15 protein-coding genes are annotated in these 15860 nt (G+C 65.8%); 3 read left to right on the top strand and 12 right to left on the bottom strand.

Features of this window, described 5'->3' with window-relative positions; translation table 11 throughout:
• Positions 1–4 precede the first annotated feature (4 nt).
• Positions 5–1528, top strand: coding sequence for a hypothetical protein (locus KF733_07070; GenBank protein ID QYK54769.1), 1524 nt, complete (start codon positions 5–7; stop codon positions 1526–1528).
• A 324-nt stretch (positions 1529–1852) separates the two neighbouring features.
• Here KF733_07070 and KF733_07065 read toward each other — a convergent pair whose 3' ends face one another.
• The 10 genes from KF733_07065 to KF733_07020 all read right to left on the bottom strand — a co-directional run bounded on the left by KF733_07065 (position 1853) and on the right by KF733_07020 (position 8722).
• Positions 1853–2029: a hypothetical protein gene (locus KF733_07065; GenBank protein ID QYK54768.1), complete on the bottom strand. Its 177-nt coding sequence runs from the start codon at positions 2027–2029 to the stop codon at positions 1853–1855.
• A gap of 278 nt (positions 2030–2307) precedes the next feature.
• Positions 2308–2622: a YHS domain-containing protein gene (locus KF733_07060; protein QYK54767.1), complete on the bottom strand. Its 315-nt coding sequence runs from the start codon at positions 2620–2622 to the stop codon at positions 2308–2310.
• Positions 2623–2673: 51 nt separating this feature from the next.
• Positions 2674–3894 carry a pyridoxal phosphate-dependent aminotransferase gene (locus KF733_07055; GenBank protein QYK54766.1) on the bottom strand — a complete coding sequence of 407 codons (1221 nt, stop codon included), beginning with the start codon at positions 3892–3894 and terminating at the stop codon, positions 2674–2676.
• A 99-nt stretch (positions 3895–3993) separates the two neighbouring features.
• On the bottom strand, positions 3994–4263 hold the full coding sequence (locus KF733_07050) for a hypothetical protein (GenBank protein QYK54765.1): 270 nt from the start codon (positions 4261–4263) through the stop codon (positions 3994–3996).
• Between the two features lie 73 nt (positions 4264–4336).
• A complete protein-coding gene (locus KF733_07045) occupies positions 4337–5479 on the bottom strand; it encodes a GNAT family N-acetyltransferase (GenBank protein ID QYK54764.1) in 1143 nt (380 codons plus the stop codon).
• The gene (locus tag KF733_07040) at positions 5476–5967 is read right to left on the bottom strand and encodes an Lrp/AsnC family transcriptional regulator (GenBank protein QYK54763.1); all 492 of its coding nucleotides are present in this window, start codon (positions 5965–5967) and stop codon (positions 5476–5478) included. Before KF733_07040 ends, KF733_07045 begins: the two co-directional genes overlap by 4 nt.
• Positions 5968–6038: 71 nt before the next feature.
• Positions 6039–6551 carry a hypothetical protein gene (locus KF733_07035; protein QYK54762.1) on the bottom strand — a complete coding sequence of 171 codons (513 nt, stop codon included), beginning with the start codon at positions 6549–6551 and terminating at the stop codon, positions 6039–6041.
• Between the two features lie 10 nt (positions 6552–6561).
• Positions 6562–7563, bottom strand: coding sequence for a tRNA (adenosine(37)-N6)-threonylcarbamoyltransferase complex transferase subunit TsaD (gene tsaD / locus KF733_07030; GenBank protein ID QYK54761.1), 1002 nt, complete (start codon positions 7561–7563; stop codon positions 6562–6564).
• Positions 7560–8015 carry a ribosomal protein S18-alanine N-acetyltransferase gene (rimI, locus tag KF733_07025; GenBank protein QYK54760.1) on the bottom strand — a complete coding sequence of 152 codons (456 nt, stop codon included), beginning with the start codon at positions 8013–8015 and terminating at the stop codon, positions 7560–7562. The genes tsaD and rimI overlap by 4 nt, the downstream gene beginning before the upstream one ends.
• Positions 8012–8722 (bottom strand): ABC transporter ATP-binding protein, encoded by a 711-nt coding sequence (locus KF733_07020; protein QYK57158.1) that lies wholly within the window; start codon positions 8720–8722, stop codon positions 8012–8014. Before KF733_07020 ends, rimI begins: the two co-directional genes overlap by 4 nt.
• A gap of 148 nt (positions 8723–8870) precedes the next feature.
• Between KF733_07020 and KF733_07015 the strand changes: the two genes are divergently transcribed.
• A complete protein-coding gene (locus KF733_07015; protein ID QYK54759.1) occupies positions 8871–9914 on the top strand; it encodes a trypsin-like serine protease in 1044 nt (347 codons plus the stop codon).
• A 405-nt stretch (positions 9915–10319) separates the two neighbouring features.
• On the opposite strand, the gene KF733_07010 is transcribed toward KF733_07015, so the two are convergent.
• Positions 10320–11840, bottom strand: a complete 1521-nt coding sequence (locus KF733_07010) for a hypothetical protein (protein QYK54758.1) — start codon at positions 11838–11840, stop codon at positions 10320–10322.
• 4 nt (positions 11841–11844) lie between these two features.
• Positions 11845–13380 (bottom strand): hypothetical protein, encoded by a 1536-nt coding sequence (locus KF733_07005; GenBank protein QYK54757.1) that lies wholly within the window; start codon positions 13378–13380, stop codon positions 11845–11847.
• A gap of 379 nt (positions 13381–13759) precedes the next feature.
• Between KF733_07005 and flhA the strand changes: the two genes are divergently transcribed.
• The gene (gene flhA, locus KF733_07000) at positions 13760–15841 is read left to right on the top strand and encodes a flagellar biosynthesis protein FlhA (GenBank protein QYK54756.1); all 2082 of its coding nucleotides are present in this window, start codon (positions 13760–13762) and stop codon (positions 15839–15841) included.
• The last annotated feature ends 19 nt before the right edge of the window (positions 15842–15860 follow it).

The raw sequence follows: 15860 nt of genomic DNA, 5'->3' as shown, positions 1-15860 counted from the left end.
GGACATGAAACGTGCGGCGAGCCCCTTGAAGGGCCATCACCAGCTCATCGGGCGGCTCGCCGCCGCCCTTGCCCTAGCCGGGGCTCTCGTCCCGGCGGTCACGGCCCAGAAGTACATTGTTCAGCGGATCGGCTTCCCGCCAGGGCAACAGTACGGCGGTGTCGCCCGGCTGAATAACTCGGGTGCCTGCCTTGTCAAGGGTGTAGGAGCACGAGGTTTCTATTGGACGGCCCAAATCGGCTTCTTGCCCTTGCCGAGCCAGCGGGAAGTACCCGGGCAAAACGAGGCCGAAGTCACGCAAAACGGCACAGTTTTCTACTCGGATCGCGACTCGGCGGCCCAGTTCTCGGCCGCCGAGTGGAGACCGGGCCAACAGGCAGTCTTCAGAAGAGTTCCCGGCTCTCAATACACCGAGGTCTATGGTGCTAATCAAGCGGGGCAATTTGTGGGAAGAGGCGTACGATCCGACCAGGAACTCCCGTACATCTTCACACCCACTCAAGGCTTTCGACAGATCGAGACCCTGCCGGGCTACCCTGGGGGGCAGGGCCTGGACATCAACGACCGGGGCGAGGTCAGCGTCGACAATCGGAGCCTGGTCGACACTCAGCCTGGGCTCTGGACGGCGCAGGGGGGCATGCGCGACCTCGGCCAACCCCCCGGGACAGACCAGGTGGCGGGGTACCGGATCAACGCCCTTGGCCAGATCGGCGGGCCCGCTAAGCTCTTCCTCACCGTCTTCGGTTGGGTCTGGGACCCCACAGAAGGGCCGCGGGTCGTCTATTCCGAAGGCCCCCGGGGCGAGTGGACCCCCCTCGGGTTCAACGACCAAGGGCACCTCGCCGGCTTGCACCCGATCACCCTCGACCCGTACGTCGTCGAGCCCTACCTGTGGCGTCCGGAGTGGGAACGCGCCCGCCGGCTGAACGACATGCTCGCCCCCGGCCAGGGCCCCATCCGGGTCAACAGCATCGTCTGCATCAACGAGAAGGGCTGGATCGGCGGCAACGCGCGCTACGACGGGGGCGAGATGGAGCCCGTCATCGTGAAGCCCGAGACCTCTCCGCTTTCGGTCAAGGCCGTCCAGGTCGCGACCGGACGCCTCCTGGGCGGTGACACGGCGAGCCTCTCCTCGGTCGATGGCGACTCCCTCCGTGTCGCGCGCTTCATCGTGCCGAACGCCAAGGCGCCCGCCGTCTCCCTCGTGCTCGAAGGCGCCGCCCCCCGGGATCTGCTTTACAGCTGGCTGAAAGTACGTGCCCGGGCGCAAGGCTCGTCCGATGCTTCGCTGCGCATCGACCTCTACGATTGGACGGAGCAGCGCTGGGACGAGGAGTTCGGCACGGCCACGCCCCTCGACGGCTGGACGGACGCCGAGTGCGTGGGACGACGGCCGAACAAGCACTTCCGCGGCCCCGACGGCACTGTCCGCGCCAGGGTCTTGGTAACTGGCCCGCTCGGAGGGCCGGCCTGGAGCCTAGAGTTGGATTACGCTGAGTGGGAAGCGACCTTGAGCGAGCAGCGATAAGCCGCTCCGCTTCCGCAGATACAAAGCCTCTCCGGTTGGGGGTGAGGTTCTCTGGGCGAGTCTGACCTTTTCCCATTTCGGCACAAGCATGAGTCAGCGGGCTGGCAGGTATGGCCGACATGCCCAGAAACTGCCTACCAACTGCCCAGAAACTGCCTACAAACCGGCTTTGTAGGCGGGATGAGGGCATTAGGAGGGCAGTTTGTGGAGATGACAGAAGGGGCTCGGCAGCAACACGTTTGGGGCAGGGTCTGCCCTGGCCTCACCGATCTGCGGCCATGGCCGACCGTCCGTGCCGCCCAAACCGACGCCCAGGTCAACCGCTTAGTCGTCGTCCTCTTCCGCGCTTTCCGCCGCTTCGCCACAGCCAACGAGAACCACCGGGGCGGTCACGGCCATGCCCACGCCCAAGACCAGCAACAGAATCGAAAGGAGCTTCGACTTCATTCCCTCGTCGCGGCACCGCGCCCAAAGGCGGCGCGCCTCCCTCACCGCTGGCACAAACGACCTAACGGCCCTCCAAAGTTCCTCACCTTCTGCGAAGGAGAGGATCCAGGGGCTTGAGGCAGGGGGCGTAGGCGCAGGATCCCTGCGTCCTGCGACTCGCGCTTCCCGCCCGCAGGGATCAACCCATTGCTACCGCACGGGTCGACAGCCTGCGGCAACCAGGGAACTCACACGGGCGGTCACCCTGGCAGATGCAGCCGGGGGAACCTCACCCCGGTTCGCTTCGCTCACCGACCCTCTCCTTCGCAGAAGGAGAGGGTGCAGGGCCGCGATCACTTCTTGACGTAGAGCGCCGGGTTCTCTTTGAACTTGCCGGGGCACATTCCGCAGCAGAAGTAATAGCGGGTGCCCTCGTAGTCTTGGTAGCCGTCAGCCTTCTCGGGAGATGCGATCACGTCGTTCATCACCGGGCACACAACCTCTCCCTTTTCGTTGCGATAGACCTTGACCTCGGTCGGCCACGAGGCGTCGCTCGCCGCGACCGGTTTCTTCTCGATCGGGGCCGAGTCGTTCGAGGCGGTCGCTTCTGGCTGGGTCGCGCAACCCATGATCAGGGCAAGGCCGACGAAGAGCGGTGCTAGGCGCATGCCGCCATTTTAGCTGGCCGCGCAGGTCGCCCAGGGCCCTCGTTGGGAGGGTCAGCCGCCGACCGCAACCTGCCGGTTAGTCCGCCCCGGGTAAGCGGCGAGGCCCGCCTCGAGCACGTCCATCGCCTCCTCCAGCCGCTCGACCTCTAGGACATAGGCGATGCGCACCTCGTCCTTGCCCAGCCCGGGCGTGGCGTAGAACCCGGTGCCGGGGGCCATCATCACCGTCCGCCCCTCGTGCTGGAATGTGTCCAACATCCAGGCGCAAAACTTGTCGCTATCATCGATTGGAAGGCGCACCATGGCGTAGAACGCGCCCAGGATTTCCGGCACCACGACGCCGGGGATCGCCCGTAGCCGCGAGACGAGAAGGTCGCGACGGCGACGGTACTCCTCGCGGATGCCGTCGAAAAACTCAGGGGGCGAGTCCATGGCCGCCTCGACGCCGATCTGCTCGAGGGTCGGGGGCGAAAGGCGCGCCTGCGCGAAGCGCAGGGCGGCGTCCATGAACCGGCGGTTCTTGCTGACCAAGAACCCGACCCGCGCCCCGCACAGGGAGAACCGCTTCGAAACGGAGTCGCAAACCACCGCGTTTTGTTCAAGTCCTTCTATCTGGAGGATGGACGTAACCGGCTCACCGGTGAAATTAAAGTCTCGGTAGACCTCGTCCCCGATCAGGAACAGGTCGTGCCGCAGGGCGAGGTCTCGCAGCCCCTCGAGCTGGGCGCGGGAATAGACGGCGCCGGTCGGGTTGCTCGGGTTGCAGACGAGCACGGCCCGCGTGCGGTCTGTGACCCGCTTTTCAAACTCCTCGATGCCCGGGAGGCGGAAACCGTCCTCGATGGTCGTCGTGATCGGCACGACCTTGACGCCTGCGTATTCCGCGAAGCCCACGTAGTTCGCATAGAGCGGCTCGGGAATGACGACCTCGTCCCCTGGGTTCATGGCCACCATAAAGGAGAACGCGACGGCCTCCGAGCCTGCCGTGCAGACGATCACGTCCGCCGGGTCGATGCCCATGCCGAGCGACCGATAGTAGGCGGCGGTCTTCGTGCGGAGCGCGACGCTGCCGGCCGCATGGCTGTACTCGAGGACGCTGAGGGTGCAACCCTTGATCGCGTTCCAGAAAGCGGACGGGCTTTGGACGTCGGGTTGTCCGATGTTCAGGTGGTAGATGCGGATCCCGCGGGCGGCGGCGGCTTCGGCAAGGGGGGCAAGGCGTCGAATCGGCGATGCCGGCATGCGGTCGGCGCGGTCTGACAGGTTCGGCATGCTCGCCACTGAGGATACATGGTCGGGCCTAGGCCCCCTTGGCCATGCCGCTTTCCAGAAGGAAAAAGCGCTAGGTCCCGACCGTTCCGAGACCGGCGATCAGACGCCGTAGGTGACTTTCTTAGTCCAAGCCTTCGGCACCGGCTTGAGGCCGCAGAGCACGGCCGAAAACTCGGGACTCTTCAAGGCCGAAGTCGCGACCAGAATGCGGACGCGGCCGTTCGGGGTCTTGATGTTCACCCACTGGAGGTTAGCGTCCTGGGTTCGGTTCTTCTTCGGGGCGCGGAACTTCCACTGGCCCGAGTGGCGGTGGCGAATGTGCTTCGCGTTGTTCGCCTTCTTTCCACTGACCTGACAGACTTTCGCCATAACTCGCTCCTTACGGGGATTCGGGATGATACCAAGTTCTCCTTAAGGCTCGGGCCCAGAGGCCCCAAATTCCTCAGAAGAAGTCCATGCAGACGACCTGGACGGGGCCCAGAAGGTGGCACGCCGCTTCAAGCTCGGCGAGGCTCAAGACTTCGACGAGCCCGTGGGCGGCACACTCCCGCAGGCTGGGAGAGCCCATCAGGGCCTGGGTGAACGGGCCGATGTGCATCCTAAGGTTCGCCTCCTCGGCCGGCTCCACGGTCGTCCCGTTCGCGCCAAAGCTCACCCGCCAGGGCCCCGCGTTCTCAGGGAGTTCGGCATCGGCGACCAACATGGTGAAGGTGCCTTCGGCGGCCGAGCGGAGGCGCCGCAGCGCCCCGGGGACGTCCAGGACCCGGAACATGGAGGGCCGGCTCATCGTGGGGGAAACGCCTTCGTCCAAGTAGGTGGCCAGGAACGGCGACTCGGGCGGTTCGTTCCACACCAAGGTGGACTGGTTCGAGGCGAGCGACCGCATCAGGGCCAGCGCGTTCCGATAGCCCCTTGCCGTGGACCAGGCGATCTCCCCGATCGAGGCCTCGCCCCAGAAAGCCTCCATGCTTGCCCAAAAGTAGGCTTCGGCGGGTTCGCCGAGGGCATAGATGACAGGAGGCCGCAGCCCCATCCGGTCGCGCCAATCCTCCTCGGTGCGGAGGTTGCAGCCGGAAAAGCCCCGGATAAACGGCGTATAGACCGACGCCAGCGACGCGACCTCGGCCGGGTCGACCCGGCGGGCGGGCAGGTCGCACCGGAGGTCGGGCATGCGGTGCTGGGGGCACTTGATCTGCCACCGCCAGCCACAAAACTCGTACCCGAAGCGTCGATAGTAAGACTCCTTGTAGGCGTAAAGGGCGGCGAGCACCTGGCCGTTCTCGCGCATGCGCCGCAAGGTTTCGCGCATCAGCCCGCCGGCCACGCCCGTCGCCCGGTGCGGCACCAGAGTCGCGACGGAGGCCACCCCGCCGCAGGAGAAGTCGACGTCCTTTCGCGCCACCGTGTAGTCAAAGATTCGGCAGGCCGCAGCCGCCTCGCCGTCGACCCGCGCCAGGTACCGCTTCTCTCCGGTCCGAAAGGGGTCAGGCTCGCCGACCGGCCCGTGCTGGTTGTAGACCCAGTTGACGACCTCGCGCCAGTCCCCGATCTGGCCGAACCCGACGTCCTCGTAAGTGACCTTCATATGGGCAAGCGGGAAGACGACTTGTTGACCCCGAGGACGAAGCTACTGTGGATCTTGCCGATTCCTGGGATGGTGCTCAACTCTTCGCGCACGAGCTTCTCATAAGACGCCATGTCCTTGACCAGGATCTTAAGAAGATAGTCGTGCTCGCCGCTCACGTGCAGACACTCGACGACTTCGGGGATCTGGACGATGGCGTAGCGGAAGCGGTCGATGGCTTTCTCCTGGTGCAGGCTCAGGCTCACCATGGCAATCACGAGCAAGCCGAAGCCCAGGCGCTCGTGGTCGAGGAGGGCCATGTAGCCTTTCACATAGCCGCACGCCTCCAGCTTTCGAATGCGCTGCAGGACGCTGGGCGGGGAGAGGCCGACGTTGCGGGCGACGTCCGCGTTGGGCATCCTTCCGTCGCGCTGGAGCAACCGGAGGATGGCGAAGTCCACATCGTCCAGCCTCGGTTTCCCGTTGAGCGTCCCGTCGCGTTCGGCCATGTTTGCCTTACGCCGCCTTGTGGCGACCGATTCCCTATTCTGGCCGGACCGCGCCATGTTTCGGTCCCTCGCTACGGTTTTGACGTCACGAAAAGGTAGCCGAGGGTCTGGCCGCCCTTGGCCTGGATCGGGGTCGAGGCCTTGTCGCGACCGTCCCGCGTCTCGACCTTCGCGGGCGCCTTCAGATCCTTGACGGACTCTAGCACTTGACCGCGCAGCTGTGAGTCGGTGGTGGCGAGGACCGCCCCTTGGGGGTCGGCCACGACGACCTTCTCATATCTGCCTGCCCGGGCGACCTCGTCCACGATCAGCTGCAACCGTTCCCCGCGGTTCTCGAACCTCTGCGATTGAAGCTCGATGACCGAATAGGTCATCGAGGCGGCGAGCGCGTCCACCCCCCGGCCAAACGTCTCGCGCCGGATCGAATCTGCGCGGATGCCCAGCGCCCAGGAGACGCCTCCGAGGGCGAGCAGCACGATCCCGGTCAGGGCGAGGCCGCGCATCTGGGGCGAAAGCTCGTGCTTCTTCCTTTCCACCTGGCTCGGACTTTCTACCGTGGGTTCGATTCCGGAGGTCTCGCTCATCCCGCTTAGTTTACGTAATCTGACCGGGGAGGGGGCTCGCCGCCTCACAATCGAAGTCGAAACCGCTCCTCTCCCCCCGTGCCAGCCGCACGCTCCCCGCCACCGCAACCATCGCGGCGTTGTCCGTGCAGAGGCCGGGTGACGGCACCCAGAACGGAAGGCCCCGGCGCTCTGCCTCTTTGGCGAGGCGCGTCCGGAGGGCTTGGTTGGCGGCGACCCCGCCAACCAGCGAAAGGCCCGCGTAGGGGTGGCGGTCGAGGGCGTGAAGGACGCGCTGGGCGAGGGCGTCGACGATCGCGGCCTGGAGCGAGGCGGCCGCGTCCGGCACGCTCAGGGCAGGGCCTTCCTTTTCCACCAGCCTGAGCACCGCCGTCTTCAGGCCGCTGAAGCTGAGGTCGAGCGGGTCGCTCGTCGTGGCGCGGGGAAGCCGGTACCGGGCGGGGTTCCCTTGGGCGGCGGCGTCTTGGATCGCCTTCCCGCCGGGATAGCCCAATCCGAACAGGCGCGCCCCTTTGTCGAAGGCTTCGCCTGCGGCGTCGTCGACGGTCTGGCCCAAGAGCCGGTAGCGCCCGGGCTCCAAGACTTCCACGATCTCCGTGTGCCCGCCCGAGACCACGAGGCAGAGGTGGGGGAAAGCGACGTCCGGCGCCTCCGCCAGCACGCTTAAGATGTGCCCTTCTATATGGTGCACCGCGATCAAAGGCAGCTCCCAGAGCATCGCCAGGGCCTTTGCGGCCGAGACCCCGACGCTGAGCGCCCCCACCAGCCCGGGCCGGTTCGTCACGGCGACCGCGTCTGGCCGGCGGCCCTGGAGCGCTTCCTGGAGCACGGGGACGATGGCTTCGACGTGGGCGCGGGCGGCCGCTTCCGGCACGACCCCGCCCCACTTTTCGTGGAGGGCGGCCTGGCTGGAAACGACGTTCGTGACGACGCGGCCGCTTTCGAAGAGCGCCGCGCTCGTCTCGTCACAGCTCGATTCCAACCCAAGGACGGCGCCTGGGAAGAACGTCACGCGGCACCCAGTTCGTAGCGCCACATGACGAGGGCGTCCTCGCGGTTGTCGGGATAGTAGTTCTTACGGACCGCCGCGTCCACAAAGCCGAGCTTCCGGTAGAGGTGGATGGCGGCTTCATTGCTCGCGCGAACTTCCAGGGTGGCACAGGTGGCGCCTTTCTCTTGGCTGCGCGAAAGGAGCTCCAAGACCAGCTTCTCCCCCAACCCCTTGCGGCGCATCGTGGGGTGGATGGCGACGGTCGTCACGTGGGCCTCGTCGATCAAGACCCACGCGCCCGCGAAGCCGACGACCTTGCCATCGACGATCGCGACAAGGAAGATGCCGTGATCGTGGCCGAGTTCGTTGCGAAAGGCCTGTTCGGACCACGGCACCCCCTGCGAAGCCCGCTCGATCTCCAAGATGGCGTTGAGGTGGCTTTCCTTGAGCGCTTCGAAGCGCAGGCCCTTCATCCGCCCAAGTAGGCCTCTCGCACGCGCGGATCCTCTAGCAGTTCCTTGCCCTTGCCTTCAAGGACGAGTTCCCCCGTCTCCAGGACATAGGCGCGGTGGGCGATCTCCAGCGCGCGGTGGGCGTTCTGCTCGACCAGCAGGATGGTGGTGCCGTCGCGGTTCAGCTCGCCGATGATGTTGAAGATCTCGGTGACAAGGTTGGGGGCGAGCCCCATGCTGGGTTCGTCCAGCAGCAGCAGGTGGGGCCGGGACATCAGGGCGCGGCAGATTGCGAGCATCTGCTGTTCGCCGCCGCTCATGGTGCCTGCGCTTTGGCGCAGCCGTTCGCGGACCCGAGGGAACTTGTTCATGACCTTCTCCATGTCCGCCTCGACCTCTCCGTCCTTGCGGGTGTAGGCGCCGAGCTGCAAGTTCTCGTGGACGGTCATGTTCGTGAAGATGCGGCGGCCTTCCGGCGACTGGCTGATCCCTTTGACGACGATCTGGTCCGGAGGCGTGCCCTGGATCTCTTGGCCCTCGAAGACGATGCGGCCGTTCCGCGGGCGGTTCAAGCCGCTGATCGTGCGCAACAGGGTGCTCTTCCCCGCCCCGTTGGAGCCGATGATCGCCACGATCTCCCCGCGTTCCACGTGGAGGCTCACCCCGTTCAGAGCCTGGATCGCCCCGTAATAGACGTCCAGGTTCTCAATCGTCAGCATGGCCCCGATTGTACGCGCAACGAGCGCCGCGAGCGTGACAGGGGCGTTACGGCTTGTCACGGAGGGCCGGTCCGGCCGTGTAACGGATCCGTGACACCCCGCCCCGTACTATGCCGATGTACCCGCCGGATGGGTGGGACATCAAAGGATCAGAACAATGAAATCGCTGAACAACAACAAGAACCTCTTCGTCCTCGCCATCACCGCCGTGCTGGCCACGACCTCCTTCGGCCAGAGCGCCGCGAACAACAACGAGCAGCCGCCGCTGGGCCCGATCCCTCCGGTCAAGAGCCCGGCCGTCAAGGACAATGCCGAGCAGGCCCAGTCCGAGGGCCAGGGCGTCAGCTTCGACATGGTGACCCGCAGCGCCCAGCGCTTGGACTCGACGGTCATGGCCGGCGATAAGAACGTCCGCCGCACCGCCTTCGGCGAGTATGCGCTCGGCAGCGCCGGCATTTCCCGAACGGCCGGCTTCCACGAGCCCTCGGGCGACCAGGAGTTCCTGCAGACCAACAAGGTCTTCGGGGGCGACGGCCGCACCAAGATCACCGCCACCACGACCTATCCCTGGCGCGCCCAGTGCAAGATCTACATCAAGTTCCCGAGCGGCAACTGGTACGTCGGCAGCGCGACCATGATCGAGAACAACCACGCGATCACCGCAGGCCACTGCGTCTACGACAAGGGCGAGGGTGGCTGGGCCACGACGATCCAGGTCGCTCCCGGCAAGAACGGCGCCAGCGAGCCCTACGGCCGCATCAACGCGAGCAACCTGCTCAGCTGGACCGGTTGGACCGGCAACGGCAGCAGCGACCATGATATGGGCGTCATCCGGCTCTCCAGCAACATCGGCAACACGACCGGCTGGCTTGGCTACGGCTACTGGAGCAACGTGGCGGGCGTGATGGGCAACATCGCCGGCTACCCGACCGACCGCGACGGCGGCAACTGCCTGTACTACATGGCCGACACGGTGAAGTACGACACGGGCGAGCGCCTGTACTACAAGATCGACACCTTCGGCGGCCAAAGCGGCAGCGGCGTCTACCGCATCAACGGCAGCGACCGGTACGTGATGGCGGCGCACAGCGGCTGGAACTTCGTGTCCTTCGTCGGCATCACTCCGGTCTTCGAGGAGTACAACCGGGGCACCAAGATCACCAGCGCCAAGTTCAATACGATCAAGGGCTGGGCTAACTAAGGCGCAGGCTCCTTTCCGACGCACTCCCCCGGGGCCGACTCTCCCCCGGGGGGTATTTCGTGCCAAAGTCGCGTGGCTTGGCCGAGCTTTTGACCCCGCCGGGCCCCCTCACCTTCGCTGGAGGGGAGGGGCTTCGGATTGAGCGTCCGCTTGCCTCTCTTCGATCTGCCCAGAAACTCCCCGGAAACTCCCCAGAAACCGCCCAGAAACACCGCTTCTGGGCGGTTTGAAGGCGGTTGGAGGGCGGTTTCTGGAGGGGTCACGCCCATCTCCCACCCGCCCCGTCTACCCGGTCGAGGCTCGGGCGGATTGCCGGGACAAACGCTGCCGGCACGCCGGGGAAACCTCACCCCCCAACCGCCTCTCCTTCGCAGGAGGAGAGGGGGCTTCCGGAGCCGTCCTGGGCTAGTCGCTAAAGGTCGCTTCCCACTCGGCGTAGTCCACTTCCAGGCTCCAAGCGGGGCCGGCGAGGGGGCCGGTCGCGGAGACCCGGGCGCGGACGGTGCCGTCCGGGCCGCGGAAGTGCTTGTTCGGCCGCCGCGCCACGCACTCGGCGTCCGTCCAGCCGTCGAGCGGCGTGACCGTCCCGAACTCGGCGTCCCAGCCGCCGGTCGTCCAATTGTAGAGCTCGATGCGCAGCGACGCGTCGGGGAGGCCCAGGATCCGGGCGCGCACCTTGACCCAGCTGTAAAGGAGCTCTCGGGGGGCGGAGCCTTCGAGCACGAGGGAGACGGCGGGCGCCTTGGCGTTCGGCACGATGAAGCGGGCCACGCGCAACGAGTCGCCGTCGACCGAGGCGAGGCTCTCTAGACCGCCCCCGAGGAGGCGGCCCGTCGCGACCTGGAAGGCGTCCACAGCAACAGGCGAGGTCTCAGGCTTCACGATGACGGGCTCCATCTCGCCGCCGTCGTAGCGGGCGTTCCCGCCGATCCAGCCCTTCTCGTTGATGCAGCCGATGCTGTTGACCCGGATGGGGCCTTGGCCGGGTGCGAGCATTTGGTTCAGGCGCCGGGCGCGTTCCCATTCCGGGCGCCAAAGGTAGGGCTCGACCACGAACGGTTCGAGACTGATGGGATAGGGCCCTACCAGGTGCCCCTGGTCGTTCAAGCCTAACGGCCTCCACTCCCCCCTAGGCTCTTCGGAGTAGACGACCCGGTGCCCATCGACCGGGTCCCATCGCCACCCGAACACGGTGAGAAAGAGCTTGGCAGGCCCGCCGATTTGGCCCTGGGAGTTAATGCGGACGCCAGTTGCCTGGTCCGTCCCTGGGGGCTGGCCGAGGTCCCGCATGCCCCCCTGGGCCGTCCAGAGGCCGGGTTGGGTGTCGGTCAGGCTCCGGTTGTCTACGCTGACCTCGCCCCGGTCGTTGATGTCGTGGGCGTGGCCTCCAGGATAGGTGGGCAGGGCCTCGATGCGCCGGAACCCTTGTCCGGGGGTGAAGAGGTAGGGCCAGTCCCGGTCGTTGGAGTTCGTGCCTCTTCCAACGAACTGACCTTGCTCGTTGGCGCCGTAAACTTCCGTTGTCGGCAAAGCGGGAAACTTTCGAAAGATCGCGGTTCCTCCGGGTCTCCATACGGCCGCAGAAAGGGTGCCGGCAGTATCGAAGTCCGAATAGTAGGCAGTCCCGTCCTGGGTGATCTCTGAAAGAAACTGCTCGCGGGGCTCTGACTGCCCGGGGAGGGGAATGAATCCGAGGAGGGCCGACCAATAGAAGCACCGACCTCCAACCCCTTGCACAAGGCACACCCCCTGGTTGTTCAACCGGGCGACGCTGGCGTACCGCTGTCCGGGGGGGAAGCCGAGCCGTTCCACGATGTACCTCTGAGCCGAAGCCGCCGGCGCGAGCGCCCCGGCTAGGGCAAGGGCGGCGGCGAGCCGCCCGATGAGCTGATGATGGCCCTTCAAGGGGCTCGCCGCACGTTTCATGTCCTCACTTCTCCGCGATCCAGCGGGCTTGCTCCACCTCGAGCACCGGGTTGTCGTTGGAACTCGGCGTCACGCGGCGCAGCTCGACCTTGGCCTTGACCCCGTTCAGGACGCCGCTCCCGCCGACGTAGTCGGCGACGTCGGGCAGCTCCACGTCCACGGTCTTCATGTGTTGACCGACGGCGAGCTCGCCAAGTTCGACGTACGAAGAAGTCGAGTAGTTGTACAGGAGCACGTAGGCCTTGAAGCCCGTCGTGTTGCACCGGGCGGTCAGGCGGAACCAGGCCCTCTTCTTGGGCTCGAAGTCGAACGTGTGCTCCCAGCGGGCCCGCACGTAGACGTTGGGAACGGGGTTGATGAACTTTTCGAACTGGATGCGGGTCCCGTCGGGCACGCGGCTCCCGTTCCAGTCGCCCCCGGTGACTTGTCCCCCTTCGACGCCGTTGCTGTCGAGCTCGCTGAAGTCGTACTCGTCCGTCTGCGGGGTGACCGCGACCCAGGCGTTGTTGCCGCTGCTCGCGCCGATGTCCTTGCCGCCGAAGGCGCCGTCCCCGAACGCGACGCCGCTGACGAACGTGCCGTTACGGGGCAAGAGCGTGGACGGGGTCTCGGGAAGCAGGACCGAGGCAAGGTCGTTGGCGATGCCCGAGCCCGCGTCCTCGTCCGACCAGAAGAAGAGGAACGGCTCGCCGCTCCGGTTGCCCACCGCGATGCCGGTCGTTCCGACCGATTGGCTCTGCTCGATCGGGCCGAGGTCGCTCGGCTTGCCCAGGAGGGTCAGGGTCTCGCTAAAGACCGAATAGACGAACGGCTGGGCCCCGTCCGAACCGGACGCTTCCAGCCAGCCGTAGACCTTGGCGTCAAGTTCCCCGCCCACCACGCTCGTGACGTAGCCTTTCCGGCTCCCGGAGACGACCGTCGGAGAGCCGAAGCTTCCGCCGACGGTCGACCGGGTCCAGAGGGCGATCAGGCCGTTCCCGGAGCCGTCCGTGAGCGATCCCGCGATGGCCGTCTTGCTGTTGGAGACCGCCTGGGCGATGCCGTTGGCGTAACCCCCACGGTTTAGGTTCGTCCAAGTCGATCCCACGTTGTAGAATGAGATTCTATCGCCGCTAAAGGAGTCCACGCCGTACCCGACGACCAGGTCGTCGGTGACGCGGAGGGCCTGCCCGCCCAGCCAGTTGACGTTGATCTCGTTGGCGGTGCCTGGGCCGGTCCACCGCACAGGGAGCGGGATTCCCGAACCTGCCTTGTCGGAGAACCCGGCGAACTCGGTGGCGGCGTAGATGACGGCGACGGTGGTCGCCCCGCTCAGGCCGTTGAAGCCGTTCACGAAAAGAACCTGCTTTTTCCCGCTCACGAGCTGTGTCGTGAGGTAGCCGCCCTGGCTGCCCAGGCCGAGGCCGAGGCGGTCATAGGTTCCCATTCGGTAGGTGTTGTAGGTGCCGGTCAGGTCGTGCTTGTGGACTTCGTAGAGCCTTCCAAAGGTGGGTGTCGGCAGTTCCTGTGCAATGGCAGTCGCGACGGTACTTGCCAGCACGATCGTCGTAAGGATCGGCCCTCTTAGGAACCCGAGCCGTACGGCGGCCCTACTGAGTCCCGACAGAGAGAGACCCCCCCCCGTCTAGTTTGGTGGCCAATTGTTTTGGATTTGATAGTTTTCATGTTCAGGTCAAGGCAGCCGTAACCCCAGCGCCACTTTAGATGATAACACATTTGTCACAGTTTTCTTGAAGTAATCAACATTATCCTTTCCCAGGTTTTGGCGGCCGCCCCGGCGACCGTCCGGAGACCTCACCCCCCAACCCCCTCTCCTTCGCAGGAGGAGAGGGGGGCTCCGGAAGGGCGTTGGCCCGGAGCCGCCTGAGGACGGGAGATTTCGCACCGACAATTCCAACGGGGAGGATTGCGCCCCTGAGATGAGCTTCCTCGCGCGGATACTCCGGCACACAGACTTGCTTGTCGGCGCTGGCCTTTTGGTCATCGTCTCCATGCTCATCCTGCCCCTGCCGGAATGGGCGCTCGACTTGGGCCTCGTCGTGGCGATCGCCAGTTCGGTCGTCATCCTTCTCACGTCCGTCAACGTCAAGGAGCCGCTCCAGTTCAGCGTCTTCCCTTCGCTGCTCCTCGTCACGACGCTCTATCGCCTGGCGCTCAGCATCGCGGCGACCAAGCTCATCCTCGGTACCGGGCATGCGGGCCACGTCATCCAAACGTTCGGCGAGTTCGTCCTGGGCGGCAACTTCGTCGTGGGGTTCGTATCGTTCGTTATCCTGATGATCGTGCAGTTCATCGTGATCACGCAGGGTGCGACCCGCGTTTCTGAAGTCGTCGCCCGCTTCACCTTGGACGCCATGCCGGGCAAGCAGATGGCGATCGACGCCGACCTCGCCAGTGGCACGATCGACGAAGCGCAGGCGCGCGAACGTCGGCGTGCGGTCAAGGCAGAGGCCGACTTCTACGGCTCGATGGACGGCGCCTCGAAGTTTGTGAAAGGCGATGCGATCGCCTCGACCCTCATCATCATCGTCAACATCATTGGCGGCTTTGTTGTCGGGTTCATGCGCGGCGAGGGCGACCCCATGACGATCCTCGGCACCTATGCGATGCTGAGCGTCGGCGAGGGTCTGGTCTCGCAGATCCCTGCCCTGCTCATCTCGACCGCGAGCGGCTTGCTCGTCACCCGCAACGGCCAGGAATCTGGCATGGGCGGCACCCTGGTGGGCCAGCTCCTCGACCAGCCTAAGGTGCTGCTCTCGACGGCGGGGGCGCTCACCGCGTTCGCCTTCATCCCGGGCTTCCCGAGCGCGATTTTTCTGGGCGTCGCCGCTGCGGCGTTCGGCGCCAGTCGCTTCGCCCAGCGAAACCCCGAACTGGGCAGGAACCTCGCGCGGCCGCCAGAACCGGCCCAGGCGCCGAAGGCGGAGCCGGCCGCCCCGACCGGTCCGGAAACCGTGCTGCCCCTTGTCTCGGTCGAAGCGCTGGAGATCGAAGTGGGGTACGCCCTGACCCGCCTGGCGGACAGCCGGCTAGGCGGAGACTTGCCCGACCGGATCGCCGCGACCCGGCGTCAAATGGCCACCGAACTGGGCTTCGTGATGCCCTCGGTCCGCATCCGCGACAACGCCCTGCTGGCGCCAAAGGAGTACGCGATCAAGATTCGCGGGGAAGAGATCGCGCGGTCGGTCGCCGAGCCGGACATGCTGCTGGCGATCGGCGGTGAGTCGGCCGGCTCCCCGCTTCATGGGATCCCGGCCAAGGAGCCGGTCTTCAACCTCGACGCGGTTTGGATCGACCCTGGCCTGCGCGCCCATGCCGAGGCGAACGGGTACACCGTGGTCGAGCCGGGCGCGATGATCGCGACCCACCTTGGCGAGATCGTCAAGACGAACGCCCCAGAATTGTTGAGCCGCCAGGACGTGAACACCCTGATCGAGAACGCCAAGCAGCAGAACGAGACGGTGGTGGGCGAGCTCATCCCGAACGTGGTCCAGGTGGGCGACGTCCAAAAGGTGCTGCAGCACCTGCTCCGCGAACGGGTGCCGATCCGCGACCTCGTCACGATCCTGGAGACGATGGCGGACTATGGCAGCCGCGTCAAGGACAACGAGCAGCTCGGCGAACTCGTCCGCTCCGCGCTCGCCCGCACCATCACGCGGCAGTATTCGGACGACTCGGGCCGGCTGAACTGCATCACGCTCGAGCCGATGCTGGAGCGCCAGGTTCAAGACGCGCTGCAGCAAACGGCGGGCGGGGTCAACCTTGCGCTCGACTTGGGACTGCAGCAGTCGCTCTTGGAAGACCTCCGCTCTAACTTCGAGCGACTGGCGATGGGCGGCAGCACGCCCATCCTGCTTACCTCGGCCACGGTGCGGCTGGCCCTTCGCAAGCTGATGGAGCGGCACCTGCCCCAACTTGCCGTGGTCGCGTACAACGAGGTCGCGGCCAGCGCAGAGGTGGAGTTCGTGGGCCAGATTAGTTCTCCGGCATTGGCGGCGTAGTCGGGCCTGGTAATCTCTC

The organism is Fimbriimonadaceae bacterium (assembly GCA_019454125.1).
Classification (GTDB): Bacteria; Armatimonadota; Fimbriimonadia; order Fimbriimonadales; family Fimbriimonadaceae; genus JALHNM01.
Note: the sequence above shows the minus strand (reverse complement) of the source record. Positions and strands in the feature narration are given on the sequence as shown.

What these genes read in the sequence shown, in the direction of transcription:
- KF733_07060 (QYK54767.1), bottom strand. Translation starts at nt 2,622, where the DNA reads ATGCGCCTAGCACCGCTCTTCGTCGGCCTTGCCCTGATCATGGGTTGC.
- KF733_07035 (QYK54762.1), bottom strand. Translation starts at nt 6,551, where the DNA reads ATGAGCGAGACCTCCGGAATCGAACCCACGGTAGAAAGTCCGAGCCAG.
- KF733_07010 (QYK54758.1), bottom strand. Translation starts at nt 11,840, where the DNA reads ATGAAACGTGCGGCGAGCCCCTTGAAGGGCCATCATCAGCTCATCGGG.
- KF733_07055 (QYK54766.1), bottom strand. Translation starts at nt 3,894, where the DNA reads ATGCCGAACCTGTCAGACCGCGCCGACCGCATGCCGGCATCGCCGATT.
- KF733_07050 (QYK54765.1), bottom strand. Translation starts at nt 4,263, where the DNA reads ATGGCGAAAGTCTGTCAGGTCAGTGGAAAGAAGGCGAACAACGCGAAG.
- flhA (QYK54756.1), top strand. Translation starts at nt 13,760, where the DNA reads ATGAGCTTCCTCGCGCGGATACTCCGGCACACAGACTTGCTTGTCGGC.
- rimI (QYK54760.1), bottom strand. Translation starts at nt 8,015, where the DNA reads ATGAAGGGCCTGCGCTTCGAAGCGCTCAAGGAAAGCCACCTCAACGCC.
- KF733_07070 (QYK54769.1), top strand. Translation starts at nt 5, where the DNA reads ATGAAACGTGCGGCGAGCCCCTTGAAGGGCCATCACCAGCTCATCGGG.
- KF733_07015 (QYK54759.1), top strand. Translation starts at nt 8,871, where the DNA reads ATGAAATCGCTGAACAACAACAAGAACCTCTTCGTCCTCGCCATCACC.
- KF733_07045 (QYK54764.1), bottom strand. Translation starts at nt 5,479, where the DNA reads ATGAAGGTCACTTACGAGGACGTCGGGTTCGGCCAGATCGGGGACTGG.
- KF733_07040 (QYK54763.1), bottom strand. Translation starts at nt 5,967, where the DNA reads ATGGCCGAACGCGACGGGACGCTCAACGGGAAACCGAGGCTGGACGAT.